Genomic DNA, 18018 nt, shown 5'->3' with positions numbered 1-18018 from the left:
TTGGGGGTGCTTGTCTTCGCTCACAGCCGGCGAGTGTGACACGCCTCAGGGCCGCAGGGCCTGTCCCAGCACACCCTTGCGCAGCAGGAAGTTGCCCCAGGGCTCCAGCTCGCCGGTGACGACGATGGCGTAGGCCTTCTTCACACGCTCGTAGAACTCGTAGCGCTCCACCGCCTGCACGCGTTCGGGCGGCAGACCGGCCGATGCCAGCAGGGCCACAGCCTCGCGTTGCAGGGCCGACCGGTAGCCTTCCGGCGTGTCGCTCACCTGCATGTAGGCCACGGGATGGGTCACATCCTCGGCCAGGGGAAACACGCTCACCACCGCCTCCAATGTTCGAAGCATGCCGACACCCGGCAGGCGCAGCACCGGCTTGCCAGCGCCCAGGCTCATGGCGGTGAAGTTGGCATCCGCCAGCACCACCGCGTCGTCGTGCCCCATCTCGGCCAGCAGCTTGAGCAGCTCCGGGCTGAGCAGGGGATCAATTCCTTTGAGCATGGTGCGTCCTCAGGCCAGACATTCCGCAGGCAGCGTCGCCGGGTCGCGCGCGCCCGTCATCACCGCCACCGTGTCGCTCATGCTGATCGTCTTGGGGTTGACCACGCAGGCGCGTTTGCCCAGGCGGGCGATGTGGATGCGGTCGGCGATCTCGAACACGTGCGGCATGTTGTGCGAGATCAGAATCACGGGCAGGCCCTTGTCGCGCACGCGGCGGATCAGTTCCAGCACCATGTTGCCTTCCTTCACGCCCAGCGCAGCGGTCGGCTCGTCCAGGATGACCACGTGCTGCGCGAAGGCCGCGGCGCGCGCCACCGCCACGCACTGGCGCTGGCCGCCCGAGAGCGTCTCCACCGCCTGCGTCATGGAGCGGATGCCCACCTTGAGGTCGGCCATGCGCTGGATGGCCGTCTCCAGCATCTTTTTCTTGTCCAGCATGCGCAGCGTGCTGCCCAGGAAGCCTTCGCGACGGATCTCGCGGCCCAGGAACAGGTTCTCGGTGATGGTCATGGCGGGGGCCACGGCCAGGTCCTGGTAGCAGCACTCGATGCCGGCGCGGCGCGCGTCGATCGGGGTGTTGAAGTGGATCTTCTGGCCGTCCAGGAAGATCTCGCCCTCGTCGGGGATCGTGGCACCGGACAGCGCCTTGATCAGGCTGGACTTGCCGGCGCCGTTGTCGCCGATCACCGCCAGGATTTCACCGGCGCGCAGCTCGAAGTCGGCGCCGTCGAGGGCGGTGACCTGGCCGTAGCGCTTGACCAGGCCCTTGGCCTGCATCACGAGTTTGTGGGAAGTGCTCATTACCGGGCTCCTTTGCGGGAGAGTTGGTCCACAGTCACGGCGATGATCACCAGGATGCCGGTGATCAGCACCTGGTACACCGACGAAACACCCATCAGCGTCAGTCCGTTGCGCAGCACGCCGACCACGATGGCCCCGACCAGCGAGCCGAGGATCATGCCGCGGCCGCCGAACAGGCTGGTGCCGCCCAGCACCACGGCGGTGATGGCGTCCAGGTTCTCGGTCTGTCCGGCGTTCGGGTCGCCCACTTCGGTGCGGGCCACCAGCAGCAGCGAGGCGATGCCGTAGAACACGCCGGCCAGCACATAGACACCCAGCAACACGCGGTCTGTGGGGATGCCGACCAGGCGGGTCGCTTCGGGGCTGTTGCCCACGGCGTAGACGTGGCGGCCCGAGGCGGTCTCGCGCAGCCAGAACCAGGCGCCCAGGTACAGCAACATCATCACCACGGTGCCGTAGGCGACCGGTGCGCCAGCGATGTCGAAGGTACCGCCCAGCGCGGTCATGAAGGGCGGCAGGTCGGAAACGGTCTGCGCACCGGAATACAGCTGGGTGATCGCGAAGGCGATGTTCATCGTGCCCAGGGTCACGATGAAAGACGGCAGCTTGATGCGGGTGACCAGCAGCCCGTTGATCAGGCCGAAACCGGCGGTCACGCCAATGCCGCAGAGGATGGCCAGCGGCGCGGGCACGCCCAGCTCGACCGCGAACTTGGTCATCACGATGCTGCCCAGGGCCATCACCATGCCGCACGAGAGGTCGATGCCGGCGGTCAGGATGACCAGGGTCTGGCCGATGGCGATCACGCCGACCACCATGACCTGCTGGAGGATCAGCGCGAAGTTCGCGCCGGTGAAGAAGTTGTCGGTCGTCATGCCGAAGATGGCACAGGCGATCGCGAGGGCAATGAAGGGCCCCATCTGGCTGATGGGAGGCAGCCTGTCCTTGAAAGAGCTCATGACGAGATCTCCGGTAGAGAGCAAACAGAGAAAAGAAAAGGGCGCCCTTGCTTCGCCGGGATTCATGGTTCCCGGTTCAAAGGGGCGCCCCTGGCGCCTTGGTGGCGAAGATGAAGACCCTGCGCCGGGCCGCCCCAGGCCGGGTCAGACCCCCTGGGGGGCAGCGACCCGTGAAGCGGCGGAGCGTGGGGGCTCAAATTACTTTTTGTCGCCCCAGCACAGCTCGGTACCGACCTTCACGTCCTTGCTTTCCACGCCCGGCACAGCCTTGGCGGCGATCAGGGTCACGCCGGTGTCGACGTAGCCCGTGGCCTTCTTGCCACCCTTGGCGTACTCGACGCCCGCGGCCACGCCCATGGCGGCCATCTTCAGCGGGTACTGCTGGCTGGTGGCGGCGATCACGCCCTTGCCCACATCGGCCACACCGGCGCAGCCGCCGTCGACGGACACGATGATCACGTCCTTCTCCTTGCCAGCCTTCTTCAGCGCGTTGTAGGCGCCGGCGGCAGCGGGTTCGTTGATGGTGTAGACCACGTTGATGGCCGGGTCCTTCTGCAGGCAGTTTTCCATCGCGGTCTGGCCCTTGGCCTGGTTGCCGTCGGTGTCGGCGGCGCAGACGGTCTCAGGCGTGGACGACAGTTCGTTGGACTTGGCGTCGTTGGCCTTCAGGCCGAAACCGGTCATGAAGCCGTTGTGGCGCTGGGCACCCACGGGATGGCCGGGGAACAGGTCGAGCATGGCGATCTTGGCGGGCTTGCCACCCTGCGCGGCCTTGGCGTACTGGCCGATCAGGATGCCGGCCTTGTAGTTGTCGGTGGCGAACAGGGCGTCGGCGCCGTCAAACGGGCTGTCCAGCGCGATCACCTGCACGCCCTTGGCCTGGGCCTTCTTGACAGCGGGGATGATGGCGTCGCCGCTGGCAGTGATCAGAATGGTCTTGGCACCGGCGGTGACCATGTTCTCGATGGCGGTGATCTGGGCGGCGGTGTCGCCATCCTTCTTGCCGGCGGCGGTCATCAGCTTGGCACCCAGCTTCTTGGCTTCCGCCTGCGCACCTTCCTTCATCTTCACGAAGAAGGGGTTGGTTTCGGTCTTGGTGATCAGGCCGATCACGGGCTCGGCAGCGAAGGTGGAACCAGCGGCCAGGGCCAGGGCGGTGAAGGCGAAAGCGACTTTTTTCACAGATGTCTCCTGAGGAGGATGGATGGGATCAGACGTTGTTGAACCAGGTTTTCTCTGCCGCCGGGCCTTCGGGTTAGCCCGAATCCGGCTGCGGAGTGACTGAACTATAGTTGTTGCACGTTAAATAAATCAACTGGATTTAGTTATGGTTTTCCCTACTTCCGACCAAATGCAGCCCAACACCCCGATCACCGTTGCCACCGCCGGCGAGGCCCTGATGGACATGATCCAGGAGGCCGACGGCCGGCTGCGCCCCTGCGACGGCGGCGCGGTCTACAACCTCACCCGCGCGCTCGGACTGCAGGGCGTGGGCACGCTCTACCTGAACCCGCTCTCACAGGACCGCTTCGGCCGCGGCCTGGCGCACGCCATCGCGCAGGCCCGCGTGACGCTGGCCCACGCCGAGCCGGCGCACGAGCCCACCTCGCTCGCCGTCGTCAGCCTGGACGAGGCGGGCAAGGCCAGCTACAGCTTCTACCGCGAGGGTGTGGCCGACCGCCGCGTCGACGCCGCCACCATGAATGCGCAGTGCGCGGCCCAGCCGGCGCTGAAGATGGTGGTCACCGGCTGCCTGGCCCTGGTGGCCGACGACACGCACAAGTACCTGCCCTGGCTGCAGGCGCAGCGCGCGGCCGGCAAGCTGGTCGTGGTGGACGCCAACCTGCGCCCGGCCATCGTGCCGGACATGGCGGCCTACCAGGCCAGCGTGATGGCGGCGCTGGGCGAGGCCGACATCGTCAAGGTCAGCGACGACGACCTGGGCATCCTCGGCTTCACGAACCCCGACCCGCTGGTGGCCGCGCGCGAGCTGCTCGCGAAAACACCGGCGCGCTGGCTGGCCTTGACGCTGGGCGCCAAAGGCGCGGTCATCCTGGCGCGCGACGGTGGGGCCTGGCAGGCTTCGGAATCACAGCCCGTGCAGGTGGCCGACACCGTGGGTGCGGGCGACAGCTTCCTGGCCGGCATGCTGGTCGCGCTGCTGGACCGCCCCGCCATGCGCGCCGCGAAGACCGCTGCCGAGCTGGCGCTGGGCGCCGACGATGTGGAAGACCTGCTGGCCAACGCCATCGCCTGCGCCAGCCTGTGCGTGATGGAGACCGGCTGTGTGCCGCCGACGCGCGAACAGGTGCTGCAGCGCCTGGCCCAGGGCCGGCCACACTTCAAGGCCCTGGCCTGACCGGCTCGCGGCAATGCGCGCAGCCCTTGCAGGGGCTGCTGCAAAAAAGTACCCTGCATGTAACTTAATTACCATAAACTCCATCCATCAACGGTAACCCGGTAAAGCCATGGCCACTTCCCCGTCCCCCTCCTCCGCCCCGCTGGACCTCGTCATCTTTGGTGGCGTGGGCGACCTCTCGGTGCGCAAGCTGCTGCCTGCGCTCTACATGGCCCACCTGCACAACAACCTGCCGGCCGCCACCCGCATCCACGCCCTGGGACGCCAGACCTGGGACCGCGCCGGCTTTCTGGCCTTCATCGGCGAGAAGGTGCCCGGCTTCATCGAGGCCAAACACTTCGACGACGGCGTCTGGGCCGGCTTCCTCAACCGCCTGCAGTTCACCAGCGTCGACGCCACCAGGGCCGAGGACTTCGGCTCGCTGGCCGCGGCCATGCAGGCGGGCTCCGACCGGGTCTATTACCTTGCCACCGCGCCCAGCCTGTTCGTGGGCATCTGCGCGAACCTGCACAACGCGGGCCTGATCGATGAGCGCGCCCGCGTGGTGCTGGAAAAACCCCTGGGCCACGACCTGGCCTCGGCGCGCCAGATCAACGACGACGTGGGCCGCTACTTCCAGGAACAGCAGATCTTCCGCATCGACCACTACCTGGGCAAGGAAACGGTGCAGAACCTGATGGTGCTGCGCTTTGGCAACAGCATCTTCGAGCCGCTCTGGCGCAGCCCCTACATCAAGAGCGTGCAGATCACCGTGGCCGAGAGCGTGGGCGTGGGCAGCCGCGCTGGCTTCTACGACGGCACCGGCGCCATGCGCGACATGATCCAGAACCACCTGCTGCAGCTGCTGTGCATCGTGGCCATGGAGCCGCCGGTCTCGCTCGACCCCGACGCGGTGCGCGACGAGAAGCTCAAGGTGCTGCGCTCGCTGCGCCCGATGACGGTGGCCGACGTGGCCAAGGACACGGTGCGCGGCCAGTACACCGCTGGCGCCTCCAACGGCGAGGCCGCCGTGGGCTACCTGCAGGAGGCCAACATTCCGGCCGACAGCACCACAGAAACTTTTGTCGCGCTCAAGGCCCACATCAACAACTGGCGCTGGGCCAACGTGCCGATCTTCCTGCGCACCGGCAAGCGCCTGGCGGCGCGCCAGTCCGAGATCGTGATCGAGTTCGCCGACCTGCCCTTCACCATCTTCAGCGACTCGGCCCACCAGTCGGTGAACCGCCTGATGATCCGCCTGCAGCCCGAGGAACACATCCAGCTGCAGATGATGGCCAAGGAGCCCGGCAGCGGCATGAAGCTGCGCCCGGTGAGCCTGAACCTGGACCTCGAATCGGCCTTCACCGAGCGCCGCGCCGAGGCCTACGAACGCCTGCTGATCGACGTCACCAAGGGCCGCCTGACGCACTTCATGCGCCGCGACGAACTGGAAGCCGCCTGGGCCTGGGTCGAACCCATCATCGACGGCTGGCAGCAGCTGGGCGAGAAGCCCAAGGCCTACACCGCCGGCAGCTGGGGCCCCGCCGCCTCGTCGGCGCTGATGGCGCGAGAAGGCAGTTCCTGGGTCGAGGAATCCTGAACATGGCCGTGACCGAACACACCGGCGCCACGCCCGCAGCCATCGCGGCGCACATCGCCGACGCGCTGCGCGCCGCCATCGCCGCACGCGGCCAGGCCAGCCTGGCGGTTTCGGGCGGCAAGTCGCCGATCCCCATGTTTGAAGCCCTGCGCGAGCAGGACCTGGACTGGGCCAAGGTCACCGTGGTGCTGGTGGACGAGCGCATCGTCCCGCGCGACCACGAGGCCAGCAACACCGCGCTCGTGGCCCAGCACCTGCTGCAGGGCCAAGCCGCCGCAGCCCGCTTCCTGCCGTTCTTCCGCGAACTGGCGCCGCAGTTCAACGCCGCGGTGCTGGACGCGCTGGTCGAGGACGCGACCGCGCGCATCGCCCCCCTGCCCTGGCCGCTGGACCTGGCCGTGCTCGGCATGGGCGAGGACGCCCACACCGCCTCGCTGTTCCCCGGTGCGCCCGGCTACGCCCGCGCCATTGCCACCGACGAGCGCCTGGCCTGGGTGGTACCCGAACAGGCGCCGATTCCCGCGCCGCACGCCCGCCTCACGTTCACGCTGCACGCCCTGCTGGCATCGCGGGAACTGTCGCTCTCCATCGCCGGCGCGTCCAAGCTCGCCGTCTACGACCGCGCCTCGCAAAAGGCCGACGAGGCCCTGCCCGTCTCGCTGATCCTGAACCAAACACAGACGCCCGTGAGCGTCTGGAAGGGATGACCACCATGAACACCCCCCTGCACACCACCCTCGCCCGCGTCACGCAACGCATCACCGACCGCTCGTCCGACCTGCGCGGCCAGTACCTGCACACGGTCGAGACCTCAGCCAAGGCCGGCATGCAGCGCGCCGGCATGGGCTGCGCCAACATGGCCCACACCACGGCCGCCCTGCCGGCCAGCGACAAGCTCAAGATCCACGCCGAGAAGGCGCCGCACCTGGGCGTGGTCACCGCCTACAACGACATGCTCTCGGCCCACCAGCCCTACGAGCACTACCCCGAGCTGCTGCGCGCGCACGCCCGCTCGCTCGGCTTCTCGGCCCAGGTGGCCGGTGGCGTGCCCGCCATGTGCGACGGTGTCACGCAGGGCGCAGCCGGCATGGAGCTCTCGCTGTTCTCGCGCGACGTGATCGCGCTCTCCACCGCCGTCGCGCTCTCGCACAACGTGTTCGACGCCGCGCTGATGCTCGGCGTCTGCGACAAGATCGTGCCCGGCCTGTTCATGGGTGCGCTGCAGTTCGGCCACCTGTCCACCGTGTTCGTGCCCGCCGGCCCGATGACCAGCGGCCTGTCCAACGACGCCAAGGCCAAGGTGCGCCAGCAGTACGCGCAGGGTCTGGTCGGTCGCGACGCGCTGCTGGAGAGCGAGGCCGCCGCCTACCACTCGCCCGGCACCTGCACCTTCTACGGCACCGCCAACAGCAACCAGATGCTGATGGAAATCATGGGCCTGCACCTGCCGGGCTCGTCCTTCGTCAACCCGGGCACGGAACTGCGCGAGGCACTGACCAAGGCCGCCGTGGACCGCGCCTTCTCCAACACCGGCCGCACCGGCGCGGCGCGCATCCGCCTGGCGGACATCGTGACCGAAAAGACCATAGTCAACGGCATCGTCGGCCTGCTGGCCACGGGCGGTTCAACCAACCACACCATCCACCTGATCGCGATGGCGCGCGCCGCCGGCATCCTGATCGACTGGGACGACTTCGCCGAGCTCTCGGGCGTCATCCCGCTGCTGGCCCGCGTCTACCCCAACGGCAAGGCCGACGTGAACCACTTCCACGCCGCTGGCGGCATGGGCTTCCTGATGCAGGAACTGCTGGCCGCCGGCCTGCTGCACGGCGACGTGAAGACCGTCATGGGCGACGGCCTGGCCGCGTACACGCAAGAACCCTGGCTGAACGATGGCGCACTGGCGTGGCGCCCGGTGCCCGCGGCCAGCGCCGACACCGCCGTGCTGCGCCCGGTGAGCGAACCCTTCAGCGCCGACGGCGGCCTGCGCCTGCTGCAGGGCAACCTGGGCCGCAGCGTGGTCAAGGTCTCGGCTGTGGCGCCCGAACACCGCGTGGTGCGCGCGCCCGCCGTGGTGGTGAGCGACCAGCAGGACCTGCTGGCCCTGTTCAACGCCGGCCAGCTGGAGAAGGACCTGATCGCCGTGGTGCGCTACCAGGGTCCGCGCGCCAACGGCATGCCCGAGCTGCACAAGCTCACGCCACCACTGGCGGTGCTGCAGGACAAGGGCTTCAAGGTCGCCCTCGTCACCGACGGCCGCATGAGCGGCGCGTCCGGCAAGGTGCCGGCTGCCATCCACCTGAGCCCCGAGGCGCTGGCCGACGGCCCCATCGCGCGGGTGCAGGACGGCGACATGATCACGCTCGACTGCGAACGTGGCGTGCTGGAGGTGGAGGTCGACGCCGCCGCCTTCGCCGCGCGCCCGGTGAACCACCCCGATCTGGCCCACAACGGCCACGGCACCGGCCGCGAACTCTTCGGCCTGTTCCGCACCCACGCATCCACGCCCGAGAACGGCGCTTCGCCGCTGTTCGGCTGAACCAGGACACACCATGACCAACTGCTTCACCCGCCCCGCCTTCACCTCCCGCGTCGTCCCCGTCATCGTGCTGCAGGACCCGGCGCACGCCGTGCCGCTGGCGCACGCCCTGCTCGAAGGCGGCATCGACGTGATGGAGATCACCCTGCGTTCCGACGCGGCCCTGAAATCCATCGAAGCGGTCGCCAAAGCGGTGCCGCAGATGCACACCGGCGCCGGCACTGTGACCCGCGTGGCCGAGGTGCAGCAGGTGATCGACGCGGGCGCGAGCTTCGCGCTCTCGCCCGGCGCCACCGACGCGCTGGTGAGCGCCGTCAAGGCCGCCAACCTGCCCTTCATCCCCGGCGTGATGACGCCCGGCGAGGTGATGCACCGCCGCGAACAGGGTTTCACGCTGATGAAGCTATTCCCCGCGCAGCAGGCCGGCGGCATGGGCATGCTCAAGGCGCTGGGCGCGCCCATCCCCGACGTGCAGTTCTGCCCCACTGGCGGCGTCAGCCCCGAGAACCTGAAGGATTTCCTCAAGCTGTCCAACGTGTCCATGGCCGGCGGCAGCTGGCTGACCCCGGCCGACGCGCTGGCCGCCGGCGACTGGGCGCGCATCACGAAGCTGGCCCGCGAGGCGAGCGCGCTCGCGGCGCAGGTATAAACAGGCGCATCTGAAGAAGGGAAGAGGAACCACCACCATGACCAGCCCCACCACCCTGCCCGCCTGGCAGACGCTCACCCAGTTCGCCGCCCTGCCGCAACCGCACCTGCGCGAGCGCCTGGCCCAGCCCGGCCGCGAGGCCATGCAGGCCGCCGCCGACGGCACCGGCATCCGGCTCGACTTCACCCGCCAGGCCTTCGACGGCGCCATTCTGGCGGCCCTGCTGCAGCTGGCCCGCGAAGCGCAGGTCGAAGCCCAGCGCGACGCCATGTTCAAGGGCGAGGCCATCAACACCAGCGAACAGCGCGCCGTGCTGCACGTTGCCCTGCGCGGCACGCCCGGCGCCACTGGCAACGAGGCACCCTGGGGCGCACAGATCCAGCAGCTGGTGCAGAACGAACTCGACCGCGTCTGCGCCTTCGCCGAGCGCGTGCGTGCGGGTGAGGTCAAGAGCAGCACCGGCGCCGCGTTCACCGACGTGGTGAACATCGGCATCGGCGGCTCCGACCTCGGCCCGCGCATGGCCGCCGACGCCCTGGCCCCGCTGTGCAGCGACGGCAAGACTGGCCTGCGCGTGCACTTCGTCAGCAACCCCGACGCATGGGCGCTGCACAGCACGCTGCGCAACCTGGACCCGAAGACCACGATGGTCATCGTCGCCAGCAAGACCTTCACCACGCAGGAAACCATGACCAACGCCGCCAGCGCCCGCCGCTGGCTGGAAGACGGCGGCATCACCGGCGCGGCGCAGAGCGCGCACCTGGTCGCCATCACCGCCGCGCCGCAGAAGTCCGGCGCCGCCGGCTACCCCGCCGAACACACCTTCACCTTCTGGGACTGGGTCGGTGGCCGCTACTCCGTCTGGTCCGCGCTGGGCATGCCGCTGGCCATGGCCATCGGCTCCAAAGCCTTCCGCGAGTTCCTGGCCGGCGGCCAGGCCATGGACGCGCACTTCCGCTCGGCCCCGCTGGAGCAGAACCTGCCCGTCATCCTCGCGATGAGTGGCGTGTGGAACCGCAACTTCCTCAACTGCCCCACCCAGCTGCTGAGCTGCTACCCCAGCCGCCTGGTGCGCTTCGCGCCCTTCGTGCAGCAGATGGACATGGAAAGCAACGGCAAGCGGGTGCGCAAAGACGGCCAGCCCGCCGACACCGGCACCGGCCCCATCCTCTGGGGCGGCCTGGGCATCGACGGGCAACACGCGTACTTCCAGCTGCTGCACCAAGGCACGCACCGCGTGCCGGTGGAGTTCGTCGGCGTGGAGACCGAAGACACCGCCCTGCCGCTGGCCGCAGAACACCACCGCGTGGTCAACCTCAACCTGCGCGCGCAGTCGCAGGCCATGGCCGTGGGCCGCAACGCCGCCGACACGCTCAAGGCCCTGATGGCCGAAGGCCAGACCCTGGAGCAGGCCGAGCCCTTCGTGACCCAGCGCAGCTTTGCCGGTGATGTGCCGAACAGCGTGCTCTGGATCGACCAGCTCACCCCGCACCGCCTGGGCGCGCTGATCGCGCTGTACGAACACAAGGTCTTCGTGCAGGCCGCCGTCTGGGGCATCAATGCCTACGACCAGTGGGGCGTGGAGCTGGGCAAGACGATGGCCAAACAAATGGAAAAGCAGGCCTGATGCGCATCGCCCTCGTCGCCCACGACCGCAAGAAGGACGACATGGTGGCCCTGGCCACCGAGTTCGCGCCGCTGCTGCGCCAACACACCCTCATGGCCACCGGCACCACCGGCGGCCGGCTGCAGAACGAGGTGGGCCTGACGGTGGAGCGCCTGCTCAGCGGCCCGCTGGGCGGCGACCTGCAGATCGGTGCGCGGCTGTCGGTCGGCGAGGTCGACGCGGTGATCTTCCTGCGCGACCCGATGACGGCGCAGCCGCACGAGCCGGACATCAACGCGCTGGTGCGTGCGTGTGACGTGCACAACGTGCCGTGCGCAACGAATGTGGCGACGGCGCGGGTATTGCTTGACAGCCTCGGGCGCTGAGCCGGCTCCTTCGTTAATCCGTCGGCTGACTCACCACTGCAAGAGGTAGAAGCCTACGGTGACCGCTATTGCCGCGGACAGAAGGAGAATGCTTTGCCAGCCTGGACGCAACAGCAGGCTCCTGTGAGGGCGTCTGGGGTGGTAGAACACCCTAACCCTGCCTGACGCGTCGGACTTCACCCGACGCGACAAGAGCACGGGCGTGTTTCGGAGAAGCCCCGACGCAGACACCTTCCAGACAGAGATCTCCCGCCCAAGGTGCTCAATGCCGTTGACCCGGTAGCGGTACAGCGCAGATGGCACGTAGTCCTGATCGCGGGTGCCCACATCGGGCGTGCCCAGGGGGCGCAAGCCCAGGTGCAACAACTGGCCCTCTGTGCTGGGCCAAGTGCGCACCCAAAAGACGTGCCACAGGGAGCCTGCTAGCACCACCACGACGTAGACCGTGGCCCAGAAATGAATCCCTTGCTGCTCCTTGTGCAGCGCCAGGTCCAGCATGCGTTGTAGGTAGTCCATCACGACAGAAAAGCGTGTGAAGGGGTCGGTTGGGGTCGGCTCATCTACCTGTTGGTCGCGCAACGGCAGCCCGAAGATTGTCACGCGCCCGTCCCTCAAGGCGGTCCCTGAACCGCCCGGTGCCGTAGATCGCCTGGCGGTTCAGGAACCCCGCCAGCACCTCCTTGCGCTTGCGCCGGTACAGCCAGCCCGGCACCCAGCGGTATTCGGCACGCACCTGCGCGTCGTACTCGGCGAAGCGCGCCGGGTCGGCGCCCAGGATGGCGAGGTCGATGTCGACCAGCAGCCGCGCGTCGCCGCCCTCGGGCTCGGCGTCGTGGCAGGTGGCCATGATCAGCGCGCGCACACGCTGCTGCACCTCCTGGCTGGCACCGGCCTGTGCGAGCGCGTCGATGGCCCAGTCGGCGCTGCGGGCTTCGTTGCCCTTGCCCTGCGGGTCGTAGACGGCGTCGTGGAACCAGAGGGCCAGCTCGACTTCGCCAGGGTGTTGCGCCAGGTCCAGCGCCGGCTCCAGCAGGGCCAGGCATTCGTGCAGGTGCTGCTGCGAGTGGTAGTGGCGCTGCGGCTCGGCCCAGGCGTCCAGCAGGCGCTGCATCAGGCCCTCGGGCGCGCGCAGGCCCAGGGCGGCCCAGGCGCGCTGCCAGGAGCGTTCGGGCAGGCGCTCGTCGATGAGCGAGATGCGCCACGAACCCAGCTTGGTGGAACCCAGATCCAGGGTGTGGGTGTGCCGCCCCTGTGTATCGGCCAGCGTGAGCCGCAGGTGGTGGCGGTCGTCGCTGCGCGCCACCACGCTAGTGGACGGATGAGCGCCGCTCAGGGCGCGCAGCAGCGGCGCCGACGCCGTGGATGCAGGCAGGCCCATTTCAACCGACAAGACCTTACCGAAACCGGCGGATCGTTGCAGGTGACCCCGCTGTGCTTCCGGCCAGTCGGAGGGTTGCTGATGTCCCGGCGAGACGAACACCATCGGCAGCGCCGGGTCGTCGCTGGCGCAGGCCACCGGAATGGCCATGCCCTCGGGCAGATAAGGAGGCCGGTAGTCCCTGGTCGGCACGCCCACGCCCGCCAGGTCGCCACGCACCGCAATGCCGAACGGGCTGGCGCCCTGCTCGCACCACCGGCTGCGCTCCCACAGGCGCGTGCGGGCGATGGGCGCGCTGCGGGCCTCGGCTTCGCTGGTGAGCCAGAGCAGTTCGAGGTAGAGGTTGTCGAACGCGAAACAGGCGTTGGCCGTGCCCTGCCCAGGGTGCGCGCGGCGGTAGGTTTCGCTCAGGCCCAGGCGCTTGAGGGCCTCGATCTCGGGGCCTTCGGGCTCGACGAACAGGAAAAGGTGGTCGATGGCCAGCGTCATCGCGGGCACCTCACAGCAGCGCCTTCGCCGCCTTGATGCGCAGCTCCATCGCCACCGACGGGTCGTTCATCACGTCCAGCAGGAACTGGCGCGGGTCGTCGTGGTGGCGGACGGTGCTGGCCGGTGCCGCCGACGGGGTCACGACCGCGGGCACGGGCGCCTGCACCGCCGGCAGGAAGGGCGAGGGCTCGGGTGTCAGCCGAGCCAGCGCGATCTGGAACTCGGCGCGGGTGACGGACTTCAGGCGTGAAAGCAGATCGGCCTGGGCCTCGTCCCCCGGCGGAAGGTCGAGCGAGGGGTCGTCGCCGAACACGGCGGCCAGGTCCGGCGCGACAAAGGCCGACCAGCGGCCGGTTTCGGCCTGCAGCTGCGGCACACGCGCCGGCTCGACCTGCAACCCGGGGTCGGACGACGGCCAGCATCGGCGGCGTGCCGGCGCCACATCGCCCAGGTAGCGCGCGCACAGGCCGTCCAGGAACGCGGCCGCGGTGTGTGCCGGCACCGGGTCGGCGAGCGAGAACCAGAGTTCAAAAGCGTCCACACCGTTGACCGCGATGGCGGGCGCTGGCAGGTCCAGATCGGCCTGCACACCGCGCCAGACGGCCGACAGCGGCGCCCAGTCGGCGGGGCCACTGAGGGCGATCACCAGGTGGCGCAGCCGGCCGTCCGCGGCCGCTTCGGGGTCGGTGGCAAAAAGTCGCTGGCGTTCGGTGTCGAGTCGGTTCATGCGGGCAATGGTAGCCGCGGGCATAATTCACCCCGACGTTCTCAGGGCGGGGTGAAACTCCCCACCGGCGGTGTCCGAGGCTTCGGCCGAGGGAGCCCGCGAGCGCCTGGTGGCTCATGCCAGCAGGGTCAGCAGACATGGAAGGCAATGCCCCGCGCAAAGTCGAAGCCATGGCCGACGGTCACAGTCCGGATAAAAGAGACACGCAACCCAATCCAGCCACGCGCTCGTGCAGCGCCGTGGCTGTTTTGGCTTCGTCGCGCCCTGCGAGCGGTGTTTGTTCAACCCGTTCAACCCTGACGCCCGAAGCCATGTCCGAATTCCAGCTCGCCCCCATCCCCGAACTCGTGGCCGACATCGCGGCCGGCCGCATGGTCGTGCTCGTCGACGACGAGAACCGCGAAAACGAAGGCGATGTGATCATCGCCGCCGACAAGATCACGCCTGAGGCCATCAACTTCATGGCCCGCTTCTGCCGCGGCCTGATCTGCCTCACGCTGAGCCCTGAGCGCTGCGATTTCCTGGGCCTGCAGCCCATGGTCTCGCGCAACGGCACCAAGCACGGCACTGCATTCACTGTCTCGATCGAGGCCGCCACCGGCATCGACACCGGCATCTCTGCGGCAGACCGCGCACGCACCGTGCAGGTGGCCGTGGCCGCCGACACGCAACCCAGCGACCTGGTGCAGCCGGGCCATGTGTTCCCGCTGCGCGCCGCCGCGGGTGGCGTGCTGATGCGCGCCGGTCACACCGAAGCCGGTTGCGACCTGGCCCAGATGGCTGGCCTGCAGCCCGCCTCGGTGATCTGCGAAATCATGAAGGACGATGGCACCATGGCCCGCCTGCCGGACCTGGTCGAGTTCGCCAAGCAGCACGGCATCAAGCTCGGGTCGATTGCCGACCTGATCCGCTACCGCAGCCAGAACGAGCGCCTGGTTCGCCAGGTGGCGGCGCGGCCGGTGAGCACGCCCTTTGGCGAGTTCGACCTGCACACCTACCAGGACGAGTTCGGCGGTGCGCACCTTGCGCTGACGCTGGGCCAGTGGAGCGCCGACGAGCAGGTGATGGTGCGTGTGCACGAACCGCTGTCGCTGATGGACTGGCTCGATACCGCCAACAGCCCGCACTCCTGGCCGCTGTCGGCCGCCCTGGGCGCGATCAAGGCCGAGGGCAAGGGCGCAGCGCTGCTGCTCAACCCCTCGGAGTCGTCGGAAGACCTGCTGCTCGCCGCCAGCGCACCCCGCACGTCCAAACCCGCGAAGCCTGAAACCGGCCACGACGCCGACCTGCGCACCTACGGCCTGGGTGCCCAGATCCTGCGCGACCTGGGCATCTCGCGCATGAAGGTGCTGGGCAATCCGCGCCGCTTCCCGAGCATGGGCGCCTACGGCCTGGTGGCCGAGTCGTTCGTCTCGCCCCAGTGACCGGAGCGGCGGCGTGTTTCAGGACATGAACATGCCGCCGTCGACGTTGATGGTCTGACCGGTGATGTAGGCGGCGTCGTCCGATGCCAGGAACGTCACGAGGCCGGCGACGTCTTCACCGGTCCCCGCGCGGCCCATGGGAATGGCCTCCACCCATTCGGCCATGAGTTCGCCGGGCTGGTAGTTGCCCAGCAGCTTGCCCCAGGCCTCGTCGTTGTAGGCCCACATGTCGGTGGTGATGATGCCGGGGCAGAACGCGTTGACCGTGATGCCGGTCCTGGCCAGTTCCTTGGCCAGGCTTTGCGTGATGCCGACCACCCCGAACTTGCTGGCCGCGTAGTGCGGCGTGTAGACAAAGCCCTGGCGCGCCTGCCCGCTGGCGGTGTTGATCAGGCGCCCCTTCTTGCCGGCCGCGCGCATGCGCACCGCCGCTTCCTGGCAGCACAGGAAGACGCCTTTGGTGTTGACGTCCATCACCTTGTCCCACTCGGCCTCGCTGAGGTCTTCGAGCCTGGCGATGGTGATGACGCCGGCGTTCTGCACCGACACATCGACCTCGCCCAGCTCGGCCGCCACGCGCGCATACAGCGCCTTGACCTGCGAGCGGTCGGTGACGTCGACCTGGGCGCCGATCACCTTCGCACCGGCCGGCGCCTGCGCCGCGAGCGCCTCGGCGGCTTCCATCACCCGGTCCTCGTTGGCGGCGAGGCAGACCGACGCGCCTTCGCGCAGAAAGCGGCTCGCAATGCCCAGACCGATGCCGCGACTGCCGCCCGTGATGACGACGACCTTGCCTGCAAATCTCATGGGGTGCTCCCGGGCGCGCGCGCCGCTCACCAGCACACGAAACCGCCGTCGACGATGAGGTCGACACCGGTCACGAACGAAGCCCCGCGCCCCACCAGGAACACGGCCGGGCCGACCATCTCGTCGACCGTTGCCATGCGGCCCAGCGGCGTGTCCCGCTCGAAGATCTTGACCTGATCGGCCACCTCGGGGCGCAGGTTCATCGGCGTGGCGGTGTAGCCGGGGCTGATGCTGTTGACACGCACACCGCGCTCGGCCCACTCCATCGCCAGGCTCTTGCTCATGTGAATGACCGCGGCCTTGGAGCTGTTGTAGTGCGCCTGCAGCAGACCCCGGTTGACGATGGAGCCGGACATGGAGGCGATGTTGACGATCGCCCCCTTCTTGCGCGCCAGCATCACACGCGCCTGGGCCTGGCAGCTCAGGAACACGCCATCGACGTTGATCGAATGCACGCGGCGCCATTGCTCCTCCGACATCTCCTCGGCCGGCGCCGCGTTCGCGATGCCGGCGCAGTTCATGCCGATGGTCAGGGCCCCCAGCTGCGTCTCGACCGCCTGAACGGCCTTTGCCAGGTCGTCCGCACGGGTCACGTCGCCGCTGGCGATCAGGGCCTTGCGGCCGAGCGCCCGCACGCGCGCGGCGGTCTCTTCCATGCCACCGGACTGGCTGGGCAGATCAAAACAGGCCACGTCCGCGCCCGCCTCCGCCAGGCCCACCGCGATGCGCTGACCAATGCCGCTGCCGGCACCGGTAACCATGGCCACCTCGCCTTGAAGGGAAAAAAGATTCATGAATGTCTCCAGTCAATGTGACCCTATCGGGCCGTCTCAGGGTTGTTCCAGCAGGCGCTCGGCTGTGTCGAGGTCGGTGATCAGGGTGCTGATCCAGCCGCCCCGCAGCGCGCCGCGGATCGCTTCGAATTTGCGTCGCCCCCCCGCGATGCCGATGCGCCGGCGGGTGCGTTTGATCTGGTCGGGTGCGATACCGATCACGCGCTCGTCAAAACGGGTGTGGACTGGCCTCCCGCGTTCGTCGTAGAAGCGCATGCAGACATCGCCCACGGCACCAGCGTTCTTGAGGTCCAGCAAGTCCTGGTCGGAAAACACGTTGCCGCTCTCGCGCAACATGCGAGAGGGAGGAATCGCGCCGATGCCCAGCAGCACCGCCGACAGGTCGTCAAAGCGCTCGATGGCCTGGCGGCAGGACGGATCGGCCAGCAGCGCCCGTTTGGCGTCCTGCGTGGCGACCACGCCAGGCGCCAACATGAACACAGGGTCGGCGTGGCACAGCTGGGCCAGGCGCTCGGTCAGGCGGGTGGCAAAGCGCTGGGCTTCCGGCTGGCCGGCGCCGCCCAGGATCTGCACGATGGACCGGGGACCGCTGCCGCTGATCGGACGCATGGCGTTGACCGCCGCCAGCAGCGTGGAACTCCAGGACGAGACGCCGATGCTCTGCAGCGTGGGCGCCATCAGCTCCAGGTAGCTGGCCACCGTGGACGCCATCGAAAGGGGCAGCAGCTCGTCGCTGGTCAGGGCCGCCTCGTCCACCTCGACCACGATCACCTCGTCCAGCTTGTAGACGGTCTCCAGCCGGGTCTCGACCTCGGCGTGGACACCTTCGGGCACATGCACGGTGATCTTGACGATGCCCAGTTCCTCGGCCTGCTTGAGCAGCCGCGACACACGCGCCTGCGACAGACCGAGCTGCTCGGCAATCTGGGCCTGGGGCAGGCCGCGTTCGTGGTACATGCTGGCCACACGGGTGGTCAGGCGCAACAGGTCGGGGGTCGCAGAGCGTCGGGTGGCCATGGGCGG

At 68.5% G+C, this 18018-nt stretch carries 18 protein-coding genes, 1 pseudogene and 1 riboswitch; of the genes and pseudogenes, 8 read left to right on the top strand and 11 right to left on the bottom strand.

The features are described from left to right. Positions 1-45: 45 nt before the first annotated feature. The 4 genes from HFL01S_RS08280 to HFL01S_RS08265 all read right to left on the bottom strand — a co-directional run bounded on the left by HFL01S_RS08280 (position 46) and on the right by HFL01S_RS08265 (position 3440). Entirely contained in the window at positions 46-498 is a 453-nt protein-coding gene (locus tag HFL01S_RS08280) for an RbsD/FucU family protein (protein ID WP_066257243.1), read from the bottom strand. Positions 499-507: 9 nt separating this feature from the next. Continuing rightward, positions 508-1299: an ATP-binding cassette domain-containing protein gene (locus tag HFL01S_RS08275; RefSeq protein ID WP_066257240.1), complete on the bottom strand. Its 792-nt coding sequence runs from the start codon at positions 1297-1299 to the stop codon at positions 508-510. Further along, entirely contained in the window at positions 1299-2258 is a 960-nt protein-coding gene (locus tag HFL01S_RS08270) for an ABC transporter permease (protein WP_066257238.1), read from the bottom strand. Before HFL01S_RS08270 ends, HFL01S_RS08275 begins: the two co-directional genes overlap by 1 nt. Positions 2259-2456: 198 nt before the next feature. After that, positions 2457-3440, bottom strand: a complete 984-nt coding sequence (locus HFL01S_RS08265; protein ID WP_066257236.1) for a sugar ABC transporter substrate-binding protein — start codon at positions 3438-3440, stop codon at positions 2457-2459. Between the two features lie 169 nt (positions 3441-3609). Between HFL01S_RS08265 and HFL01S_RS08260 the strand changes: the two genes are divergently transcribed. The 7 genes from HFL01S_RS08260 to HFL01S_RS08230 all read left to right on the top strand — a co-directional run bounded on the left by HFL01S_RS08260 (position 3610) and on the right by HFL01S_RS08230 (position 11376). Continuing rightward, positions 3610-4617 (top strand): PfkB family carbohydrate kinase, encoded by a 1008-nt coding sequence (locus tag HFL01S_RS08260; RefSeq protein ID WP_245644759.1) that lies wholly within the window; start codon positions 3610-3612, stop codon positions 4615-4617. A gap of 109 nt (positions 4618-4726) precedes the next feature. After that, a complete protein-coding gene (zwf, locus tag HFL01S_RS08255; RefSeq protein WP_066257227.1) occupies positions 4727-6196 on the top strand; it encodes a glucose-6-phosphate dehydrogenase in 1470 nt (489 codons plus the stop codon). Between the two features lie 2 nt (positions 6197-6198). Then, on the top strand, positions 6199-6903 hold the full coding sequence (gene pgl / locus HFL01S_RS08250) for a 6-phosphogluconolactonase (protein ID WP_066257225.1): 705 nt from the start codon (positions 6199-6201) through the stop codon (positions 6901-6903). A 5-nt stretch (positions 6904-6908) separates the two neighbouring features. After that, positions 6909-8735 carry a phosphogluconate dehydratase gene (edd, locus tag HFL01S_RS08245; RefSeq protein WP_066257409.1) on the top strand — a complete coding sequence of 609 codons (1827 nt, stop codon included), beginning with the start codon at positions 6909-6911 and terminating at the stop codon, positions 8733-8735. A 13-nt stretch (positions 8736-8748) separates the two neighbouring features. Next, complete coding sequence (gene eda, locus HFL01S_RS08240; RefSeq protein WP_066257223.1) at positions 8749-9384, top strand: bifunctional 4-hydroxy-2-oxoglutarate aldolase/2-dehydro-3-deoxy-phosphogluconate aldolase; 636 nt, start codon at positions 8749-8751, stop codon at positions 9382-9384. A gap of 37 nt (positions 9385-9421) precedes the next feature. Beyond that, on the top strand, positions 9422-11011 hold the full coding sequence (gene pgi, locus HFL01S_RS08235) for a glucose-6-phosphate isomerase (RefSeq protein ID WP_066257221.1): 1590 nt from the start codon (positions 9422-9424) through the stop codon (positions 11009-11011). Continuing rightward, entirely contained in the window at positions 11011-11376 is a 366-nt protein-coding gene (locus tag HFL01S_RS08230; RefSeq protein WP_066257219.1) for a methylglyoxal synthase, read from the top strand. Before pgi ends, HFL01S_RS08230 begins: the two co-directional genes overlap by 1 nt. 30 nt (positions 11377-11406) lie before the next feature. On the opposite strand, the gene HFL01S_RS08225 is transcribed toward HFL01S_RS08230, so the two are convergent. From HFL01S_RS08225 to HFL01S_RS08215, 4 genes and pseudogenes are all read right to left on the bottom strand, one after another. After that, positions 11407-11874: a DUF3592 domain-containing protein gene (locus HFL01S_RS08225; protein WP_169802322.1), complete on the bottom strand. Its 468-nt coding sequence runs from the start codon at positions 11872-11874 to the stop codon at positions 11407-11409. Between the two features lie 58 nt (positions 11875-11932). Next, complete coding sequence (locus tag HFL01S_RS25650) at positions 11933-12562, bottom strand: HD domain-containing protein (protein ID WP_066257407.1); 630 nt, start codon at positions 12560-12562, stop codon at positions 11933-11935. Between the two features lie 414 nt (positions 12563-12976). After that, positions 12977-13243: pseudogene (locus HFL01S_RS25645) on the bottom strand (VOC family protein); the annotation flags it as partial. Positions 13244-13253: 10 nt separating this feature from the next. Continuing rightward, entirely contained in the window at positions 13254-13970 is a 717-nt protein-coding gene (locus HFL01S_RS08215) for a hypothetical protein (RefSeq protein ID WP_157538809.1), read from the bottom strand. A 33-nt stretch (positions 13971-14003) separates the two neighbouring features. Then, positions 14004-14179, top strand: a riboswitch (FMN riboswitch). A gap of 102 nt (positions 14180-14281) precedes the next feature. On the opposite strand from HFL01S_RS08215, the gene ribBA reads away from it, so the two are divergent. After that, positions 14282-15394, top strand: coding sequence for a bifunctional 3,4-dihydroxy-2-butanone-4-phosphate synthase/GTP cyclohydrolase II (gene ribBA, locus HFL01S_RS08210; RefSeq protein WP_066257212.1), 1113 nt, complete (start codon positions 14282-14284; stop codon positions 15392-15394). 18 nt (positions 15395-15412) lie between these two features. On the opposite strand, the gene HFL01S_RS08205 is transcribed toward ribBA, so the two are convergent. The 3 genes from HFL01S_RS08205 to HFL01S_RS08195 are packed head-to-tail and all read right to left on the bottom strand — an operon-like array spanning position 15413 to position 18012. After that, complete coding sequence (locus HFL01S_RS08205) at positions 15413-16201, bottom strand: SDR family oxidoreductase (RefSeq protein ID WP_066257404.1); 789 nt, start codon at positions 16199-16201, stop codon at positions 15413-15415. Positions 16202-16227: 26 nt separating this feature from the next. Beyond that, positions 16228-16995: an SDR family oxidoreductase gene (locus HFL01S_RS08200; RefSeq protein ID WP_066257209.1), complete on the bottom strand. Its 768-nt coding sequence runs from the start codon at positions 16993-16995 to the stop codon at positions 16228-16230. Between the two features lie 36 nt (positions 16996-17031). After that, complete coding sequence (locus HFL01S_RS08195; RefSeq protein WP_066257206.1) at positions 17032-18012, bottom strand: sugar-binding transcriptional regulator; 981 nt, start codon at positions 18010-18012, stop codon at positions 17032-17034. Between the last annotated feature and the right edge of the window lie 6 nt (positions 18013-18018).

It is taken from the genome of Hydrogenophaga flava NBRC 102514 (assembly GCF_001571145.1).
Classification (GTDB): Bacteria; Pseudomonadota; Gammaproteobacteria; order Burkholderiales; family Burkholderiaceae_C; genus Hydrogenophaga; species Hydrogenophaga flava.
Note: the sequence above shows the minus strand (reverse complement) of the source record. Positions and strands in the feature narration are given on the sequence as shown.

Excerpts from the sequence above, each read along its gene's own strand:
- HFL01S_RS08280 (WP_066257243.1), bottom strand. The coding sequence starts at position 498 with ATGCTCAAAGGAATTGATCCCCTGCTCAGCCCGGAGCTGCTCAAGCTG.
- HFL01S_RS08275 (WP_066257240.1), bottom strand. The coding sequence starts at position 1,299 with ATGAGCACTTCCCACAAACTCGTGATGCAGGCCAAGGGCCTGGTCAAG.
- HFL01S_RS08270 (WP_066257238.1), bottom strand. The coding sequence starts at position 2,258 with ATGAGCTCTTTCAAGGACAGGCTGCCTCCCATCAGCCAGATGGGGCCC.
- HFL01S_RS08260 (WP_245644759.1), top strand. The coding sequence starts at position 3,610 with ATGCAGCCCAACACCCCGATCACCGTTGCCACCGCCGGCGAGGCCCTG.
- zwf (WP_066257227.1), top strand. The coding sequence starts at position 4,727 with ATGGCCACTTCCCCGTCCCCCTCCTCCGCCCCGCTGGACCTCGTCATC.
- pgl (WP_066257225.1), top strand. The coding sequence starts at position 6,199 with ATGGCCGTGACCGAACACACCGGCGCCACGCCCGCAGCCATCGCGGCG.
- edd (WP_066257409.1), top strand. The coding sequence starts at position 6,909 with ATGAACACCCCCCTGCACACCACCCTCGCCCGCGTCACGCAACGCATC.
- eda (WP_066257223.1), top strand. The coding sequence starts at position 8,749 with ATGACCAACTGCTTCACCCGCCCCGCCTTCACCTCCCGCGTCGTCCCC.
- pgi (WP_066257221.1), top strand. The coding sequence starts at position 9,422 with ATGACCAGCCCCACCACCCTGCCCGCCTGGCAGACGCTCACCCAGTTC.
- HFL01S_RS08230 (WP_066257219.1), top strand. The coding sequence starts at position 11,011 with ATGCGCATCGCCCTCGTCGCCCACGACCGCAAGAAGGACGACATGGTG.
- HFL01S_RS08225 (WP_169802322.1), bottom strand. The coding sequence starts at position 11,874 with ATGCTGGACCTGGCGCTGCACAAGGAGCAGCAAGGGATTCATTTCTGG.
- HFL01S_RS08215 (WP_157538809.1), bottom strand. The coding sequence starts at position 13,970 with ATGAACCGACTCGACACCGAACGCCAGCGACTTTTTGCCACCGACCCC.
- ribBA (WP_066257212.1), top strand. The coding sequence starts at position 14,282 with ATGTCCGAATTCCAGCTCGCCCCCATCCCCGAACTCGTGGCCGACATC.
- HFL01S_RS08205 (WP_066257404.1), bottom strand. The coding sequence starts at position 16,201 with ATGAGATTTGCAGGCAAGGTCGTCGTCATCACGGGCGGCAGTCGCGGC.
- HFL01S_RS08200 (WP_066257209.1), bottom strand. The coding sequence starts at position 16,995 with ATGAATCTTTTTTCCCTTCAAGGCGAGGTGGCCATGGTTACCGGTGCC.
- HFL01S_RS08195 (WP_066257206.1), bottom strand. The coding sequence starts at position 18,012 with ATGGCCACCCGACGCTCTGCGACCCCCGACCTGTTGCGCCTGACCACC.